15 protein-coding genes are annotated in these 17840 nt (G+C 42.8%); 4 read left to right on the forward strand and 11 right to left on the reverse strand.

What is annotated here, in order from left to right; translation table 11 throughout:
* Positions 1-45: 45 nt before the first annotated feature.
* The 11 genes from ACO067_RS02825 to ACO067_RS02875 all read right to left on the reverse strand — a co-directional run bounded on the left by ACO067_RS02825 (position 46) and on the right by ACO067_RS02875 (position 11289).
* The gene (locus ACO067_RS02825) at positions 46-609 is read right to left on the reverse strand and encodes a DUF502 domain-containing protein (protein WP_421870497.1); all 564 of its coding nucleotides are present in this window, start codon (positions 607-609) and stop codon (positions 46-48) included.
* A 75-nt stretch (positions 610-684) separates the two neighbouring features.
* A complete protein-coding gene (gene nqrE / locus ACO067_RS02830) occupies positions 685-1296 on the reverse strand; it encodes an NADH:ubiquinone reductase (Na(+)-transporting) subunit E (protein WP_421870500.1) in 612 nt (203 codons plus the stop codon).
* Positions 1297-1315: 19 nt separating this feature from the next.
* Positions 1316-1987: an NADH:ubiquinone reductase (Na(+)-transporting) subunit D gene (locus tag ACO067_RS02835; RefSeq protein ID WP_421870503.1), complete on the reverse strand. Its 672-nt coding sequence runs from the start codon at positions 1985-1987 to the stop codon at positions 1316-1318.
* A gap of 14 nt (positions 1988-2001) precedes the next feature.
* The gene (nqrC, locus tag ACO067_RS02840; RefSeq protein WP_421870506.1) at positions 2002-2694 is read right to left on the reverse strand and encodes an NADH:ubiquinone reductase (Na(+)-transporting) subunit C; all 693 of its coding nucleotides are present in this window, start codon (positions 2692-2694) and stop codon (positions 2002-2004) included.
* Between the two features lie 52 nt (positions 2695-2746).
* Complete coding sequence (locus ACO067_RS02845; RefSeq protein WP_421870509.1) at positions 2747-3940, reverse strand: NADH:ubiquinone reductase (Na(+)-transporting) subunit B; 1194 nt, start codon at positions 3938-3940, stop codon at positions 2747-2749.
* Between the two features lie 9 nt (positions 3941-3949).
* Positions 3950-5308, reverse strand: a complete 1359-nt coding sequence (locus tag ACO067_RS02850) for a Na(+)-translocating NADH-quinone reductase subunit A (protein ID WP_421870512.1) — start codon at positions 5306-5308, stop codon at positions 3950-3952.
* Between the two features lie 116 nt (positions 5309-5424).
* On the reverse strand, positions 5425-6315 hold the full coding sequence (locus ACO067_RS02855) for a 4-hydroxy-3-methylbut-2-enyl diphosphate reductase (protein WP_421870515.1): 891 nt from the start codon (positions 6313-6315) through the stop codon (positions 5425-5427).
* Positions 6299-6970, reverse strand: a complete 672-nt coding sequence (gene cmk, locus ACO067_RS02860) for a (d)CMP kinase (RefSeq protein WP_421870518.1) — start codon at positions 6968-6970, stop codon at positions 6299-6301. The genes ACO067_RS02855 and cmk overlap by 17 nt, the downstream gene beginning before the upstream one ends.
* A 155-nt stretch (positions 6971-7125) precedes the next feature.
* Entirely contained in the window at positions 7126-7998 is an 873-nt protein-coding gene (gene fabD, locus ACO067_RS02865; protein WP_421870520.1) for an ACP S-malonyltransferase, read from the reverse strand.
* A gap of 52 nt (positions 7999-8050) precedes the next feature.
* Positions 8051-8467, reverse strand: a complete 417-nt coding sequence (locus ACO067_RS02870) for a thiol-disulfide oxidoreductase DCC family protein (RefSeq protein ID WP_421870523.1) — start codon at positions 8465-8467, stop codon at positions 8051-8053.
* Positions 8446-11289, reverse strand: a complete 2844-nt coding sequence (locus ACO067_RS02875) for a gliding motility-associated C-terminal domain-containing protein (RefSeq protein ID WP_421870526.1) — start codon at positions 11287-11289, stop codon at positions 8446-8448. The genes ACO067_RS02870 and ACO067_RS02875 overlap by 22 nt, the downstream gene beginning before the upstream one ends.
* Positions 11290-11580: 291 nt before the next feature.
* Here ACO067_RS02875 and ACO067_RS02880 point away from each other — a divergent pair, with 291 nt between their 5' ends.
* The 4 genes from ACO067_RS02880 to ACO067_RS02895 all read left to right on the forward strand — a co-directional run bounded on the left by ACO067_RS02880 (position 11581) and on the right by ACO067_RS02895 (position 17838).
* Positions 11581-12234, forward strand: coding sequence for a succinate dehydrogenase cytochrome b subunit (locus ACO067_RS02880; protein ID WP_421870529.1), 654 nt, complete (start codon positions 11581-11583; stop codon positions 12232-12234).
* A 9-nt stretch (positions 12235-12243) separates the two neighbouring features.
* Positions 12244-14253 (forward strand): fumarate reductase/succinate dehydrogenase flavoprotein subunit, encoded by a 2010-nt coding sequence (locus ACO067_RS02885; RefSeq protein ID WP_421870532.1) that lies wholly within the window; start codon positions 12244-12246, stop codon positions 14251-14253.
* Between the two features lie 34 nt (positions 14254-14287).
* Positions 14288-15031: a succinate dehydrogenase/fumarate reductase iron-sulfur subunit gene (locus ACO067_RS02890; RefSeq protein WP_421870534.1), complete on the forward strand. Its 744-nt coding sequence runs from the start codon at positions 14288-14290 to the stop codon at positions 15029-15031.
* 92 nt (positions 15032-15123) lie between these two features.
* Complete coding sequence (locus ACO067_RS02895) at positions 15124-17838, forward strand: hypothetical protein (RefSeq protein ID WP_421870536.1); 2715 nt, start codon at positions 15124-15126, stop codon at positions 17836-17838.
* Positions 17839-17840 lie beyond the last annotated feature (2 nt).

Below are 17840 nucleotides of genomic sequence, written 5' to 3' on the forward strand. Positions count from 1 at the left end.
ACTCCAAGAATAAAAGAAGTTATTTCAAATTATTTTCCAAATAATTTATTGTTTACGCTTCAGTTCTCCTGAGACTCCACCCGAAACAATGTATTTCATGATTTCAGTATTTCTACCATCTAGTGGAATCAATTTGGTTTTGTCTACTACGAATACATTACCCGAAAAGTTGTATGAATGTGGTAAATAAACGGTAGCCATTCCAGGAAGCCCTATTTCCTCCAGATCCTTCTGAGTGATGAATCCGGGTTTGAAAATAACTCCCTTGTCATCGAAAGGCACCAACACAGGTGTATCAAACTTCTTCTTGTCACCAGCAAAAGCAGTGACCAAATCATTGATAGAGGTGTAGATGAAGTTGACCAATGGTATTTTCTTGAGCAAATCTCCAAATAGATCAAAAAAAGGCTTGGCAAAAATGGTATTGGCCAAATAGCCAATCAGCGATGTAACGACAAAAACAGTAATAATCCCCAGTCCAGGAATCTGAATAGGCAATAAGTTGTCTGTCCAGCTCACCATGGCGATGATCACATAAACAGTAAGACCAACAGGCACTACCAGCAACAAGCCGCGTAAGAAATACCTCAAGAGTGATTGTAAGTTCATAAGTGAAGTTGTCAAAAAATAAAAAAGGCCCTGTCGATTAAAACAAGGCCTTTCATTGAATGTTTTGTGATGTGCTTAAAGAGCTATACCGATAAACGACTTAAAGGCAAGTCCCATCAGACCTGTTATAAGCATAGTGATACCTAAACCTTTCAGACCATCAGGCACATTAGAGTATTTTAGTTTCTCTCTGATGGCAGCCAATGCTACTATCGCCAGAAACCAACCTACACCTGAACCAAACCCATAAGCTGTAGCCTGAGCAATGGTATAATCTCTCTGTACCATGAACAGGGATGCTCCAAGGATTGCACAGTTTACAGCGATCAATGGAAGGAAAATGCCTAATGATCCGTACAATGCAGGGGAGAATTTTTCAATCACCATTTCTACCAGCTGAACCATAGAAGCGATTACAGCAATAAACATGATGAACTGCAGGAACGTAAGATCCACTGTAGCAAAGTCTGCTCCTAACCAAGCCAGTGCTCCCTCTTTTAGTACATACTCTTGCAACAACCAGTTGACGGGTACAGTAATAGTCAAAACGAAGATTACTGCCATCCCAAGACCGAAAGCTGTAGACACCTTCTTAGATACCGCCAGGAACGAACACATTCCCAGGAAGTATGCAAAGACCATGTTGTCAATGAAAGTGGCTTTGAGTGCTATGTTAAAAATATCCATGTCTTTTCTAATTATCTTATTAGTGTTCTACGTAGCCTGTTTTAGATCGCTGGACCCATATGAGGATTCCCAGCACCATAAATGCCCCAATGGAATCTACCATCAAGCCATTGGTTGGGAAACTTTCCCATCCGATAGCTTCGAAGATTTTGAAGTTCATGATAGAACCGGATCCAAATAACTCCCTAAAGAAAGCAACTACTAAAATGATCCAGGCATAACCGAATCCACTTCCTAAACCATCCAAAATAGAATCGTAAGGTTTATTGGCCATGGCGAAAGCTTCTAGTCGACCCATCACAATACAGTTAGTAATGATCAGACCTACGAATGCTCCTAAAACTTTGTACATATCAAAGTAGTAAGCTTTCAACACTTCACTGACCAGTGTAACCAAGGTTGCAATGACTGCCAACTGAACAATGATCCTCACCCTACCAGGTATCAAACCTCTGATCAAAGATATGATCAGGTTGGAGAACACAATTACTGAGATTACCGCAATAGACATCACCAACGTAGGTTCCATCTTGATGGTAATGGCCAGTGCAGAACAGATACCAAGTACCTGTACCGTAATCGGGTTGTCCTCATTCAATGGATCAGAAACGATTCTTTTTCTTCTCTTTGAGAATAAAGCTTCAGAAGATTTTTTTACTTCTTCTTTTACTTCAGCTGTTTCAGTACTCATAGACAGAGTTTTTATTAGTTTAAGGCAACTTTTCCGTCGCCTGATTTTACTTTATTAATGTATGACTGGTAGTACCCAAGGTACGATTGTAGCATGGAGTTCACTCCTTTTCCAGTAAGTGTCGCTCCAGACATACCATCTACCTGATGGTCCGTCAAACCTGAGTTTCCTTCTCCCTTTACCATAGAAACAGATACCAGCTTGCCGCCTTCATAGATTTTTTTACCCACAAATCGATCTCTCACTTCTTCAGAGGTAATTCGCGCACCGAGACCAGGTGTTTCCTGTTTGTGATCAAAAGCCACACCTTTGATGGTGTTAAGATCGTTCTCAAGAGCTAGGTATCCAGAAATCCAATCCCACAGTCCCGCACCAAACATTGGAAAAATGTAGGCATCCACTTGTTCGGAGTTAGGATCATTTTTGAATTTGAAAACTGGGAACAAACGCTCCTCAGGAGCAAAGCGATAATTCTTCTGGATGTTTACTTTCTCTGCAACCACAGGATTGCCTTTATCGTCGGTAGTCACCTCGTCTCCATTGATATCCACGACGATAGACTCCACTTTTTCATCATATAATGCAAGAATATCATTCGGATTCTCGTAAGATGAAATGTCCATAACCGCACCAAGAATCTTCTTCTTGGTATCCAACTCTATCTGCTTTTGCTGGGCTGGTTTAAGCCCCACAGATGCTAGTGACAATAGGCCGCCAAGGATTACCGTAAGTGCGACCGAAAATAGGATTATATAAGTATTAGACCGTTGCACGTTTTAATCTTCTTTTTTTGTTAGCATCTACTACATAGTAATCAATAAGTGGAGCAAAAACGTTCATGAATAGAATCGCCAGCATAATTCCCTCTGGATAAGCAGGGTTTACCACTCGAATCAAAACTGTTAGGATTCCAATAAGAAATCCATATATCCATTTACCTACTTCTGTTTGTGAAGCAGAAACAGGGTCTGTTGCCATAAAGACTGCTCCGAAGGCTAACCCACCAGCTACCAGGTGATAATGTGCCGGGAAGTCCATGTACGGGTTTCCTCCAACCATGTTGAAGATCAATCCCATGAAATAGGCTCCTCCGAAAACGCTAAAAATGATTTTCCAGCTTCCCACTCCGGTTCCAATAAGGATGGCCGCACCAATCAAACACATCAGCACAGAAGTTTCTCCAATACTGCCAGGGATCGCTCCGATGAACATGTTCATCCATTCGAACATTCCATCATACCAATGACCACCGATTTCAGTCAGCATGTTAGTCCCATTTGCCATGGCCGTCGGGCCGTAAGAAAGAACCGTAGCACCTGAGAACCCGTCTACTGCTTGCTTTCCTCCAAGGTATACCCAAACGGTATCTCCTGAGATTTGACCTGGATAGGCGAAATACAGAAATGCCCTGGCTGTCAAAGCTACGTTGAGGATGTTCATTCCTGTACCTCCAAATGCTTCTTTGCCAATCACAACAGCAAAAATGGTCGCTAAAGCAACTTGCCAAAGAGGAATGGTAGGTGGCATGATCAACGCGATCAACATCCCTGTAACCAGATATCCCTCACTAATCGGGTGATTTCTGATCACACAGAACGTAAATTCAGTCAGTAGTCCCACCGCATAGGAGACAATCACAATTGGAATAACCGGAATTGCTCCAGCGATAATCTTATCTAAAAAGGTAGCCTCTTCTCCAATAGAAATGAAGTGCTGATGTCCCACATTCCAAATTCCAAACAATAGAGCGGGAATCATGGCAATCACCACAGTAATCATTACTCTTTTCAAATCCACTGCGTCTTTGATCTGCGCCCCTTTGTTCTTGGTCAAAAGATCAGGTGCAAAAACGATGGTTCTATGTCCTTCGTAAAGGGTGTAGAATTTCTCCCACTTACCACCCTTCTCAAAGTTTGGTTTTACGCTATCAAATAATTTTTGTAATGCCTTCATTTCAATGAATTAGCTATTTTTTATCAACTCAATTCCTTCTCTCAATATCGACTGGAGATCGTTCTTGGATGGATCGATGAACTCACAAAGAGCCACATCCTCTTCCACTAATTCGAAAATCCCCAACGCTTCCATTTCATCATAGTCCTCTGCAATGATTGCTTTGAACAAATAGGTTGGAAGAATATCCATAGGAAGCACTTTTTCAAAAGCTCCTGTCACCACAAATGGTCTTTCTTCACCATGAGTATTGGTATCTATCGTATATTCTTTGTTTTTATTCAGGAATGACAAAAGACCCAACGCTTTGTGGAAACTCAGTTTGGAAGCGCTTGGTTTTAGCCAACCCAGGAATTCTTCATAGTCACCTTCTGGTATCACAGTCACTTGGTTGTGATAGAATCCCAGGTAACCATTCTTTCCGCAATTCTCACCGGTAAGTGGATTTCCGCTGATGAAGCGTACATTTCCAGAAACATCACCTGTCAAATTGCCAAGCATGGCTCCACTGTATGTCTTCACATAACCAGGAGCTGACACTTCTGATCCGGTAACCGCCACCACCTTAGAGGCATCGTATTTACCCTCAGTGAAAAGCTGACCAATCTGGGCCACACCATACGGTGTTACTGTCCAGGCAATATCTCCTTTGTTGATTGGATCTAAGTGATGAATCTGCACTCCTACATTACCCGCAGGATGCGCTCCAATGAATTTGTTTAGCTCTACACCTTTTGCCTGAGCAAAAACCTGCGCAACTTCTGCATTGCCATCTATGTTCAAATGGATCTTACCATCTGTAAATTTCTTAAGAATGTCCAAACCTGTTTGGAAGAACTGTTCCTTGTCTCCAAGTTGATAGGCCAAATCAGGAGCCAACGGGTTAGAATCAAATGCCGAAATGAAGATCGCTTTAGGCTTATCAGCCGGATCCGCCACGATTCCAAACGGACGTTGCAGGATATTAGGCCATACGCCTCCAGCTTTCATGTGTGTAAGAGCATCCTCTTTAGACAAACTTGCGATATCTGAGGCATTGAAAGTTTTGAACTTTTCAAAGACTACCTCTTTGTCTGCCAATATCTTGATCTCTAGAAGTTTACGCTTCTCCCCTCGCTTGATTTCTGCAACCTCTCCACTCACTGGAGAGCAGAAATATACATCCTCGGCAAATTTGTCATAAAGAATTGGTGTGCCGGCTTTTACCGTATCACCTTCTTTGACCAACAGTTTTGGTCGTGACATGTGAGGAAAGTCTGTTGGTTTTAATGCGAAGGTTTCTGAGAGTGATATTTCTGAGATTTTCTTCTCCGGTTTACCGGCAAGGTTGATATCAAAACCTTTCTTTAGCTTGATCGTTTTGGACATTTTCTATAATTGCGCTCTACTTGAAAATCGTTGCAAAAATAGTAAAAAAATGTTCAAATGAAATGTTTGATGCGATCAATAAATTACTGTTTTTTGAACGGTAATTTTTAGTAAAATCAAGCCTCTACCTGTTCATGTTTGGATAGAAAATTAGACACTCGCTCCATTAACCAACGTGGAGTGGAGGTAGCACCGCAAATTCCGATACGGTCAGATGGATTGATCCAGGACAGGTCAATATCCTCCTCGTTCTCTACGAAGTAGCTTCTAGGGTTGTTTTCAAGGCAAACGTTATACAACGCTCGTCCATTGGAACTCTTCTTGCCAGATACGAACAGAATCACGTCATGCTTACTGGAAAAGTCAACCATCTTGGGTTCACGGTTGGATACTTGCCTGCAAATACTGTCATTTGAATTGAAGTCTTCCACTGTCAGAGTACCCTTATGATCTTTGATCCGCTCTTCTATTTGCTCTTTGATGGTGTAAAAACCTTTCGTGCTTTTAGTAGTCTGACTGTATAAGACTACAGGTTTGTTGAAGTCAATTTTATCCAAATCTTCCTCGGAAGACACGATGATCGCCTCGTCATTGGTTTGTCCAGTGAGACCAATCACTTCCGCGTGTCCAGGCTTGCCGTAGATCACTACCTGACCTCCTACTTCCTGGGCTTTGTCATAGGAGTGTTTGATCCTGTTTTGCAGTTTGAGCACCACTGGACACGATGCATCGATCAGTTCGATATTGTTTTCCAGGGCAATCTGGTAAGTCTCAGGTGGTTCACCATGTGCACGAATTAGCACTTTACAATCGTGCAGTTGTTCTAACTGATTTCTATCGATGGTTCTGAGCCCTTTCTGATAAAGCCGCTCCACCTCCATCGCATTATGCACAATGTCGCCAAGACAATACAATTGCTGTCCATCGCTCATTTCGTCTTCGGCCATCTGAATGGCAAACTCTACACCAAAACAATAACCGGAATGTGGATCAATCTCTATCTGCATGGATAATCTCCTTTGCTAACTCTACAATTTTATGAACTTGCTCATCGAAAGTCAAATCAGAAGTATCTATTTCCACTGCATCGTCTGCTTTGATGAGTGGTGATTCTGCCCGAGATGAGTCAATTTTATCTCTCTCTAGTAAATTGAGTTCAATGGTATTAAGTTCCTCCTCAATCCCCTTTTCTAGAAGTTCTTTTTGGCGTCTCAAAGCCCGAACTCTAGGGTTGGCGGTCATAAATACTTTTAACTCGGCATCAGGAAAAACAACAGTACCAATATCTCTTCCGTCCATCACTATGCCCCGTTCTCTGCCTATCTGTTGCTGCTGCGCCACCATTGCTTCTCGTACCTGCCTGATCGCACTGACCTTGCTCACGTTTTCATTGATGCGCATCGTCCGGATCTCGTTTGAAACATTGGTGCCGTTCAACAGAATTTGCGAACCCAGAAATTGGATATCAACACCCTCTAAAGACGCAGCTACTGCATCATGATCATCCAAGTTCACCTCATTGGCCAGCATGAAATAAGTGGTAGCGCGATACATGGCGCCACTGTCTATATAAATATAATGAAGTGCATCCGCCACTTTTTTGGCCGTAGAACTTTTCCCTGTCCCAGAGAACCCATCAAGGGCAACAACAATCTTTTTCATTTAGCAATCCTTAATTGGACAGGGTATTGGCTTACCCTTTTTAATTTGCTTCTTTTTGTAAGAAGAGGAAGGTCCTTTCCTGCAACCACTAAAAATCAAAAGTGCGGAAAGCAAAAAAAGACCTGCTATATTTCTAATTCGTAACATCAACTATTCTAAAGGCTGCCGGTTTCTACACCACCATCTATTTTTTTGACCAACCCCTGTAGTACTTTACCAGGACCACATTCTATAAATGAGGTTGCCCCATCCATAATCATGGATTGGACACTCTGTGTCCATCTGACAGGTGCTGTTAATTGTGCAACCAAATTAGTCTTGATATCATTCAGATTGGTATGACCTTTAGCATCCACATTCTGGTATACTGGACACTTTGGTTCGCTAAAATTAGTCCCTTCAATCGCCGCAGCTAGTTCTTCTCGTGCTGGCTCCATCAATGGTGAGTGAAATGCACCACCTACTGGCAATATCATGGCTCTTTTAGCTCCAGCCTCTTTCAGCTTTTCGCAAGCTATTTCCACTCCTTTCACACTTCCTGAGATCACTAACTGTCCCGGACAGTTGTAATTTGCAGCCACTACCACTTCATCTATACCCTCGCATACTTCCTCTACTGTCTGGTCTGGAAGTGCCAAAACAGCCGCCATGGTAGACTCCTGCATTTCACAGGCCTTTTGCATGGCCATAGCTCTTTGGGAAACTAGCTTCAAACCATCTTCAAAACTCAAGGTACCATTTGCTACCAGGGCCGAGAACTCTCCCAATGAATGACCTGCTACCATATCCGGATGGAACTGGTCAGAAATCAACGCCGTAGTTACACTATGCAAAAAGATTGCGGGTTGAGTAACTTTGGTTTGTTTCAATTCATCAGCAGTTCCTTCAAACATAATTTTGGACAATGAAAATCCAAGTACGTCGTCTGCCTGGTCAAAAAGTTCTTTTGCTTTGGGGTTATTGTCGTATAAATCTTTGCCCATTCCTGGAAACTGAGCTCCCTGTCCAGGGAATACAAATGCCTTCATAAATTCAGGTTTGATTCGTTGATTGATTTGGCGGCAAATCTAAAGAAACATCCTAAGAATCTAGAAATCGATCTCGTAGTTCTGGTGTTGGCATTCGGCAAGAATCTCTTTTGCCAAACCACTTATACCTATTTTTTGCGATGATATCGTAAAAAAAATCTCTTAGTCCTCTAGGTAGGATAATGAAAACTTTCATGACTGGCCAAAGACCACTCAACTTTCCGGCGATGCGTAGTGCTGCATCACTTTTGTAGTAAACAGCAGACGGCTCTACCAAGACAATGCTTTCTAATTGGTTATCAGACAGATTCCGACGGCTCAACAATGTTTGTGCTTCATCTGATTGAAGTGATGCAAACTTAAAATGCCCTCCATCGCGATCAATGATGAAATTCACAGATCCATTGCAGAGATTACAGACTCCATCAAAAAGGATGACGGATTGCTCTACCTTAGCAGCTGTACCCATCCCTTGATCACTTGATTGGCATCATCTGGGTCCAACACATCAAAAACCACTTCAGCAGAGTAATAGTAGACACCGGCTGGCAAGTCTTCACCTATTTTGTTGGTTCCATCCCAGTTGATAAAAATGCCGTTACTGTTTTCGAACGAGTCATAAACGAAGACCTCTGCACCTGACCGATCGAAGACCTTAAAATCAACTGATCTGACAAAGCGTGGACAATCGGCATTGTTAAAACCGGTAATGCCCAGTCCAATATTATTTAATGGTGCAAAAACATCATTGGTCCCATCATTATTCGGTGTAAACACATTTGGGAGTTTGTAAACCGGACAGTTATCTCTGCAGATCTCTTCTGTAGGAGCGCTTTCATTTCCAGACCGGTCCACCGCCGTAATTCGATAACATCCTTTAATACTAGTCAGATCACTTCTTACTAATCTGGTAACTGGCGTGGTGGCTATTAGTTGGTAGTCCTCTTCTCTACCCGTCTCAGATAAATACACATTGTATTCTACCACATCATCGTCACATTGAGCTGACCGATCCACTCCCCAGTTGATCTCCTGTGAGAACAAGTTGGTACCACATGGTAGATTTGACAAGATACTCTCACAATCCTCAGCATCTACCAGGGTCAGGTTAGGGGGTGTACAGGGAGGTATGGTATCATTTGGTTGACCACATGCAATCTGACTGGTATTGAGCAACGGCTCTGGCAGTAGCTCATTATCATAGGACCCCTGAGTAGTTACGTAATAACAATACTCTATTTCATCGTCTAGTTTGGTATCATTGAAGCGACCATTGTCCCAGTAGGTGAAACCTTCTGTGGTCACATCTACTGAATCTATCAATACAATCTCTGAAAGGTCCGACCCTACCTGATCTCTCCATATATAGTGATAAGGATATTCCTGGATTTGATTGGACCAGGGCACATTGGCTGACCAATTGAGTTCGATGGACTCCAATAGTGGCTTTAACTCAAGCCGTACGGTACTTGCGGTGGCAGAAGAATCCACATAATTTCCATTAGCATCATAAGCCTTGACATAATAGCTGTTTTCTTCATTGAAGGTATTCAGGCCATTTTCGACAAACACCGTATCTGTCAAATCCGTGGTGACCGTTTCGAATGATCCACCTTCAGTAGACCGATGTAGGCTGTAAGTATAAGCAGGCGGATACAGTACCTGATCTATTTGGTAAGGAGGTGTCCAACGCACCAATACAGAGCCATCATCTGTATCTGTAGACTGAACATCTACATTTGTGATTACTGGTGCTGTTACATTGAGGCTGTCACATGCTTCAGCACTTACATAACTTAGTCCTCCTTCAGGCTGTCCAAACTCAGTGACTAATCGGTAACAGTATTTGGCACCAGGTGCTAATCCCTGTCCATTGTTATCATCCAGATAGAATGTCTGATTGATTGGGACTCGGTCAATAAGCTGGTAACCAGTGTTTCCTGGCATACCCACTTCACAGTCGTCCACTTCAATATCGTATTCCCCCACTCTTCGCCACACCTGCATGGCGATAGAGTCTGAAGCGTTCAAGCATGTATAGGGATCCCAGTTTAGTTTCATGGCTCTATTTGGCTGAACTTCCACCTCCAAACCGGTCGGTGCTGGTGCTACTACGGTTATTTCTACCGTTGCAAAATCAACAAGACTTGGACCTTCATCTGGATTATCCGTTACTTTAAACTGAACCTGATAAGGACGGGCTCTCACATGTCCACATTGGGTATCCCAGTTGAAGGTGAGGTATCCCGGAGGTCCTTCAAACTGAGCAGGTCTGGGTGAGTAAGTAGCCGGTGAGAATACCTCAAATGGGCCACCAAATGCTTCCAATTTGACTGGGTCTCCATCGGGATCGTTACCCTCAATGATCAACTCCAGGCTCGTACCCGCCTCTACACAAATGTTCTCAGGCACTTTGATTGTGGGACGATCATTATCTGTATCTTCCACGATGATCTGCATGTCACGTGTAACGAAACCAAGTCGAACCCACTGATCAATTGCTTCAATGTACCGCCATTCTTCCACTACGAACGCAACGTTGTATTCTGCCTTGTCTCCCTGATTGAGAACATCGCCGGGCGCATCCCAAACAAGGTCTCCCGTGATCGGGTCTATTGACAATTCTGGAGAATTATTTTGGGCCTGATTGCCTTGAGAAAAGTTGGTATAAAAATCGGGATTATTTAAAGCTCTGTAACCATTTACCACTGCATTTCTCGCCTGCTTGGGAGTGGTGAATTTGTAAGAAAGACTATCTCCATCTGGATCAAATGCACCAGCGTTGTGAATGAAAAGTGACCCAACTGCTGCATAATCAATTGGGGGAACAGTAAGAACAGGAGTATTGTTCGTACCATAGAATGGATCAATGACAACAAGAGATTCAACATAGAATGTCGTGTTGACGGAATTATCCATATTGATGATTTCAGCGTTTCGATACTCCTCCTTGTAGGAAACGATGTATGAATTGGCAGCTTGATAGGTATGGCGAAGTTTGAACTGCACCATTTCGGTTTCATTACCTACAGCCGTTTTTACGATCTGAAAATCTGCATCCACAGAGTTTCCATCACCAAAATCAAAAGTACCTGCACCGAACTCTATCACTGAACCAGAATCTCTGAAGCCAGTGAAGGTAAACTCGTAAGTTAACGTGAGATTATCCACACGTCTGGCAGTGATCTCACCGGCTCTAATGTGAGTGGCAGAGGTTTTCAGTATCATTCCAAAGGACAATACAGCTGTTGCCAATGTTTTAAACAATAAGGTTTTGTCAATTCGAATCATCGCTGTTTAAACATTCCCCACTAAGGTATCCCCTATTTACCTAGAACCTCAATGGATGGTTAATTATTTTGCTAGTGAGATATTAAGGTCGCTACTCACCATTCATTTATTATATGAAATTTCAAACAATTACTTCACACGTTCTGTTCGTGCTACAAAAATTATTCCCTAAATAAACGATGGGTTTTTCATTAGACTATTTAGAAAGATTCAAAATAAGTGTTCGAATTGTCAGATCGATGACTGGGAACTACCTTTGGGTCCGCACAAAAATGAAATTCACAAAATAATATGAGTTGGTTGTCAAGTACTATCGCCAAAAAGTTTGCAATGGCGCTTTCTGGTTTGCTGCTAGTGTTGTTTTTGCTGTCACATTTGACCACAAACATGCTATCGGTTATAAGCCCCGAAGCATTCAACGAAGCTTCGCATTTCTTAGGAACAAACCCATTTGTTCAGTTTCTAGCCCAGCCCATATTGATGCTGGGAGTTGTTTTTCATTTCCTGCTCGGTTTCGTGCTTGAAGCGAAAAATAGAGCTTCCAGACCTATCAAATATGCCAAGAAAAGCACCGGAAATGCTACCTGGATGTCACAGAATATGATTTTCAGTGGTCTGGTCATTCTGGCATTTCTCGCACTACACTTTGTTGATTTCTGGATCCCTGAGATGAATTATAAATACATTCAAGGATTACCCGAAGTGACCGATAGATATTATGAAGAACTTGTTCATAAATTTCAGGATCCACTCCGAGTTGGATTTTATGTACTGGCATTTGTTCTGCTAGCCTTACACCTTCTGCACGGATTTCAATCATCTCTGCAATCCATGGGGATCAATAACAAGTTCACACCCTCAATTAAAAAATTTACCCAGGCATATGCGGTGATTGTACCTGTAGGTTTCATTTTCATTGCATTGTTTCACTATATCAATCATTAATTCTAAGTCATGAAGATAGGTTCTAATTTTCCTGCAAAGACACCGGATGGTCCAATAGCTGACAAGTGGACTAATCATAAGAATAAGATCAATCTGGTAAACCCTGCCAACAAAAGACTTATAGATGTAATAGTGGTTGGTACTGGTCTGGCCGGAGGTTCCGCAGCTGCTACTCTTGCCGAGTTGGGTTACAATGTAAAAGCATTTTGTTTTCAGGATTCTCCAAGACGGGCACACTCTATTGCCGCACAGGGAGGAATCAATGCTGCCAAGAATTATCAAGGTGACGGTGACTCTACCTACAGACTATTCTATGATACTGTAAAAGGTGGAGATTATCGGTCCAGAGAAGCCAATGTATACCGATTGGCAGAAGTTTCTGCTAACATTATCGACCAATGTGTGGCTCAGGGTGTTCCTTTTGCTCGTGACTATGGTGGGTTACTTGACAACCGATCATTTGGTGGAGTGCTGGTATCTCGTACCTTCTATGCTAAAGGACAAACGGGACAACAGCTTTTACTAGGTGCATACTCTGCCATGAACAGACAGATTGGTCGTGGTAAGATCAAGATGTACAACCGTCATGAGATGTTGGATTTAGTAATGGTAGACGGTAAAGCTCGAGGCATTATTGCCAGAAACCTGGTAACTGGCGAAATCCAAAGACATTCAGCACATGCAGTGGTGATTGCTTCGGGTGGTTATGGAAATGTATTCTTCCTATCTACCAACGCCATGGGAAGTAACGTGACCGCCTCATGGAAAATCCACAAAAAAGGAGCATGGTTTGCCAATCCATGTTACACTCAGATCCACCCTACATGTATTCCGGTGTCCGGTGATCATCAGTCTAAACTGACGCTCATGTCTGAGTCCCTGCGAAATGATGGTAGGATCTGGGTGCCTGCCAAGAAAGAAGATGCAGAAGCGATCCGAGCTGGCAAACTGAAGCCAACGCAAATCGCTGAAGAGGATAGAGATTATTATTTAGAAAGAAGATATCCAGCCTTTGGAAACCTGGTACCTCGTGATGTGGCCTCCAGAGCAGCCAAAGAAAGATGTGATGCTGGATTTGGTGTGAATGCTACTGGTGAGGCTGTTTACCTGGACTTTGCAGCAGCAATCGAACGCTATGGTAAAGAGCAAGCTCACGTAAAAGGCCTGGATGAAAACGACAAAGCCCTGGTGACTAAACTGGGTAAAGAAGTGGTCAAGTCCAAGTATGGCAACTTGTTTCAGATGTACGAAAAAATCGTGGATCAAAACCCATACGAAACACCAATGATGATCTACCCAGCGGTACACTACACGATGGGTGGTGTGTGGGTTGACTATGATTTGATGTCGACAATACCAGGATGCTTTGTAACTGGCGAGGCTAACTTCTCCGATCATGGAGCCAACCGACTTGGGGCATCTGCTTTGATGCAAGGTCTGGCAGATGGATACTTCGTATTACCATACACAATCGGAAATTATCTTTCTGACGACATTCGTACTGGACCGATCTCCACTGACCTTCCAGAGTTTGAAGAAGCCGAGAAAGCTGTAAAAGCACAGATTGATACTTTCCTAAACAATAAAGGCTCCAAGCCGGTAGACTACTTCCACAAGAAACTAGGAAAGATCATGTGGAACAAAGTAGGTATGGCAAGAAACGAACAAGGTCTCAAAGAAGCTCTCAAGGAGATTAAAGAGCTCAGAGCTGAGTTTTGGAAGGACGTATCTGTGCCAGGACGTGCCGATGAATACAATGAAGAGTTGGCTAAGGCATTTCGAGTGGCAGATTTTCTAGAATTGGGAGAACTGTTTGCGAAAGACGCCCTTCACCGGGAGGAATCTTGCGGTGGACACTTCCGAGAAGAATACCAAACCGAAGAAGGTGAAGCCAAGCGTAGACCAGAGTTCCAATATGTGGCCGCCTGGGAATACAAAGGAGAGCCTGCTGATGCAGTATTGCACAAGGAGGAGCTCAAATATGAAAACATTGAAGTAAAAGAAAGAAGTTATAAGTAAAACCAGTTTGGTTTAACGATAAAATACCAAGAGTATGGATCTTAAATTAAAAATATGGCGTCAGCAAAATGCCAATGACAAAGGAAAAATGGTGGATTACGACATCAAAGATGTTTCACCTGATATGTCATTCCTGGAAATGCTGGACGTTCTCAATAACCAGTTGGTGGAGAAAGGCGAAGAGGCTGTATCATTTGACCATGACTGCCGAGAAGGAATATGTGGAAGCTGCTCATTACAGATCAATGGTCGACCACATGGACCTGGAGAAGCAATCACTTCTTGCCAGCTGCACATGAGGAGCTTTAAAGATGGAGACACCATTCACATAGAACCGTTCAGAGCTAAGGCATTCCCAGTAATCAAAGACCTTATTGTGGACAGAAGTTCATTTGATCGCATCCAGCAAGCTGGAGGATACATTTCTGTGAATACTTCTGGTAACACACAAGATGCCAATGCCATTCCGATCAACAAAGTGGATGCAGATCATGCCTTTGATGCAGCGACTTGTATCGGTTGTGGAGCATGTGTGGCTGCTTGTAAGAATGCCTCTGCCATGCTATTTGTGTCAGCGAAGGTCTCTCAATATGCTCTGCTACCTCAAGGACAGGTAGAAGCTAAGCTAAGAGCACAAAACATGGTAGCACAAATGGATGCTGAAGGTTTTGGTGCATGTACCAACACAGGAGCTTGTTCGGCTGAATGTCCAAAGGAAATAAGCCTGACCAACATTGCTCGGCTCAATAGAGAATACCTCAAATCGAGCATTTCATAACATTCACTACCCTGACGGAAACGTCAGGGTTTTTTATTTCTTTTCAAAAAAGCTGATCTAATTACTATCTTGCAAAGAAAATCAGCAACCTGTTGAAAAAATTCCTCCTTTTCTTAGCAATCGTTTTATTAATTGGAACAGGATACTTCACTTATGACAAATGGGTGAAGCACGCTGACATAGGACTTTGGTCATTTGTACCGAACAATTCCATAGTAGTCTATGAAACCAACAGTCCTCTTACCACGCTCAAAGAAATACAGGAGACTGCCATCTGGAAGAATCTCTCCTACATTACTCCCGTCTCAGGTATCACAGCAGATATAAACGTGCTGGACACACTGGCTGGCAAGGGCAACTTCACCTCCTTTTTTGAGAATACGCCTACTCTAATCACCCTCAATGTGACCTCCAGTAGTAGTATCGACTTCTTGTATGTGGTAGAAATCCAAAACCTCTCACAGCAGAGCTTTATCAGCAAAGCTCAGGCCTATTTTACGAGCCAGGGTTTTCAAAAAAGAACACGCGAATATGAAGGGTTTACCATTACAGAGCTAATTGATAAGACACCTGGGGAAACATTTACCTATATTTTTTATAAGAACTACTTCATTGGTAGTTTCTCTGCCTTTTTGGTGGAAGATGCCATTCGCACTGTTGGCGACTCGGAAACACCCAACTTCATCACTCAAAATCAGGAACTTACTTCCCTCACCAAACTCCAGAGGGACCAGGGGAATATTTATCTGAACATGGGTCGAATAGGTGATTTGATCAATATTACGACCAACGAAGGAGCTGTGGCAAACCTTGGTAAATCCGGTTTTCTTGACCTGAAAGTCACAGAAGATGTGATCAACCTCACCGGATTTAGCTTTATTGAAGATCAGGATGAATACCTGAGCATTTTCACTCACCTCAATGGAGCTGCATTTGATATGGCAGAGATCATCCCCAATAATACCTCATGGGTCTATCATTTTTGCACAACAGATCCAGCAATGCTTGGCACTCAGCTCCATGAGTACTTACTAAAAAATCAACCTGAGGTAGTAAAAACACGTGAGCAGCTACTTAAAGAATATGAACTGGATGTACAGCACACGTTCACGCTAATAGATGAAGAGATTGGGTTACTCACCCTGGAGTCTACCGTGACTGGCAATAAAAACCAGCTTTTGATTTTGGAGGCGAAGGACATGGGAGAGTCACTGCGATTTTTCAATTCGGTATCCGAAAGAGAAATGCAAGCCACTGGAGACACGCTTTACAGTGAGCAGTTTGGAGATTATGAGATCAGAAAACTACCCGCGCAGCGATTCCCGTATGCACTCCTGGGCAATATCGCCAAAGACTTCAACGACTGTTTTTACCTCCAATACAGAAACTACCTGATCTTCAGTAATAGTCTCCAGCAGCTCAAGAATCTAACATTCAGCATCCAGGAAGAATCCACCTGGACCAAATCGCTTCGTATTAACCGATTCCTTGAAAAAACAAATCAGGAGTCCAATTTTAGTTTGTACGTAAACATGCCAAGAGCATGGAATCAAGTGTTGAAGGAACTGAAGCCCGTTTGGAAATCTGCATTTGAGGAATACCAGTTTTCTATTAAGAATTTGGAATTCATGGCCTACCAATTTAGCGCTGTGGATGATAAGTTCTACACCAATATCAACCTTTATCAACCGGACTTGCCTCAGCGTAGCATTCCTGATCGTATTGCTGAAGTGCGCAGTTTGACAGTGGCAGACTACATCACCTCCAAACCCTACCTGGTGATCAATCACAATGACCGATCACGGGAAGTATTCATTCAGGATACGGCAAATACCATCTATCTGATTGACAACCAGTTTAACGTAATCTGGGACAAGTCAATTGACGGTCAAATAACCAGTGATGTAAAACAACTGGACTACTATAACAATGGGAAACTGCAATATGCCTTTACCACCCAAAAAGAAGTCCACATCATCGACAGAACTGGGACCTACCTACCGGAGTTTCCTAAAAGTTTGCCTGATCAGCGAGAAATCGCTTCATTTGAAATCATAGATTACGATAACAGCAAGAAGTATCGATTCTCATTTTCTGATAAGAATGGTCATGCCTACCTCACCGATAAAAACCTCAACCCTCTGGAAGGCTGGAATCCTATGAAATTTAAGGAGCCACTCGCTATGGCTCCAACTCATCGCAGAGTGAATGGAAAAGATGCAATCATCGCTCAAGAAATAAGCGGTAAAATCTGGCTACTGACCAGACGTGGAGAAAACTACCGAGGCTTTCCAAAAGACCTGAACGTCGACATCACCAACCCATTATTTATTAAAAATGCTAATAGCTTTAGTGAGGCCACTCTGACGGTGCTTACCGATGATGGTGAGCTGGTAGAAATTGCCTTTAATGGTGAATTGATCCAGCGACAACAGCTGTATAAACCAGATACCAATACAGAGTTTGACCTACTCCGTGATGTTACTGGTGATAGCTATCTGATACTGAGAAAAACAGGCAATCGCTATGAGATCCTCAATGAACAAGGTGAGGCACTGTTTCAGAAGGATTATTTCTCCAAATCCCCTTTAATCACCCAATACTATCAGTTGGGTGGCGGTGTGGAGTTCATCATCATGATCGATACAGGGGGAAGCTTCCTTTACATCTATGATCAGAACGGCAACCTGATTAGTGGGCGACCACTCACGGCCAGCTGTCCCATCTCCATTATGCAATATGAAAATGAGTTCCAAATTTACAAAGCCGTCGACCGCAATCTGGAACTCATTTCTATTGGGTATTGATC

The sequence above is a fragment of the Marinoscillum sp. genome (genome assembly GCF_965229915.1).
Lineage (GTDB): Bacteria > Bacteroidota > Bacteroidia > Cytophagales > Cyclobacteriaceae > Marinoscillum.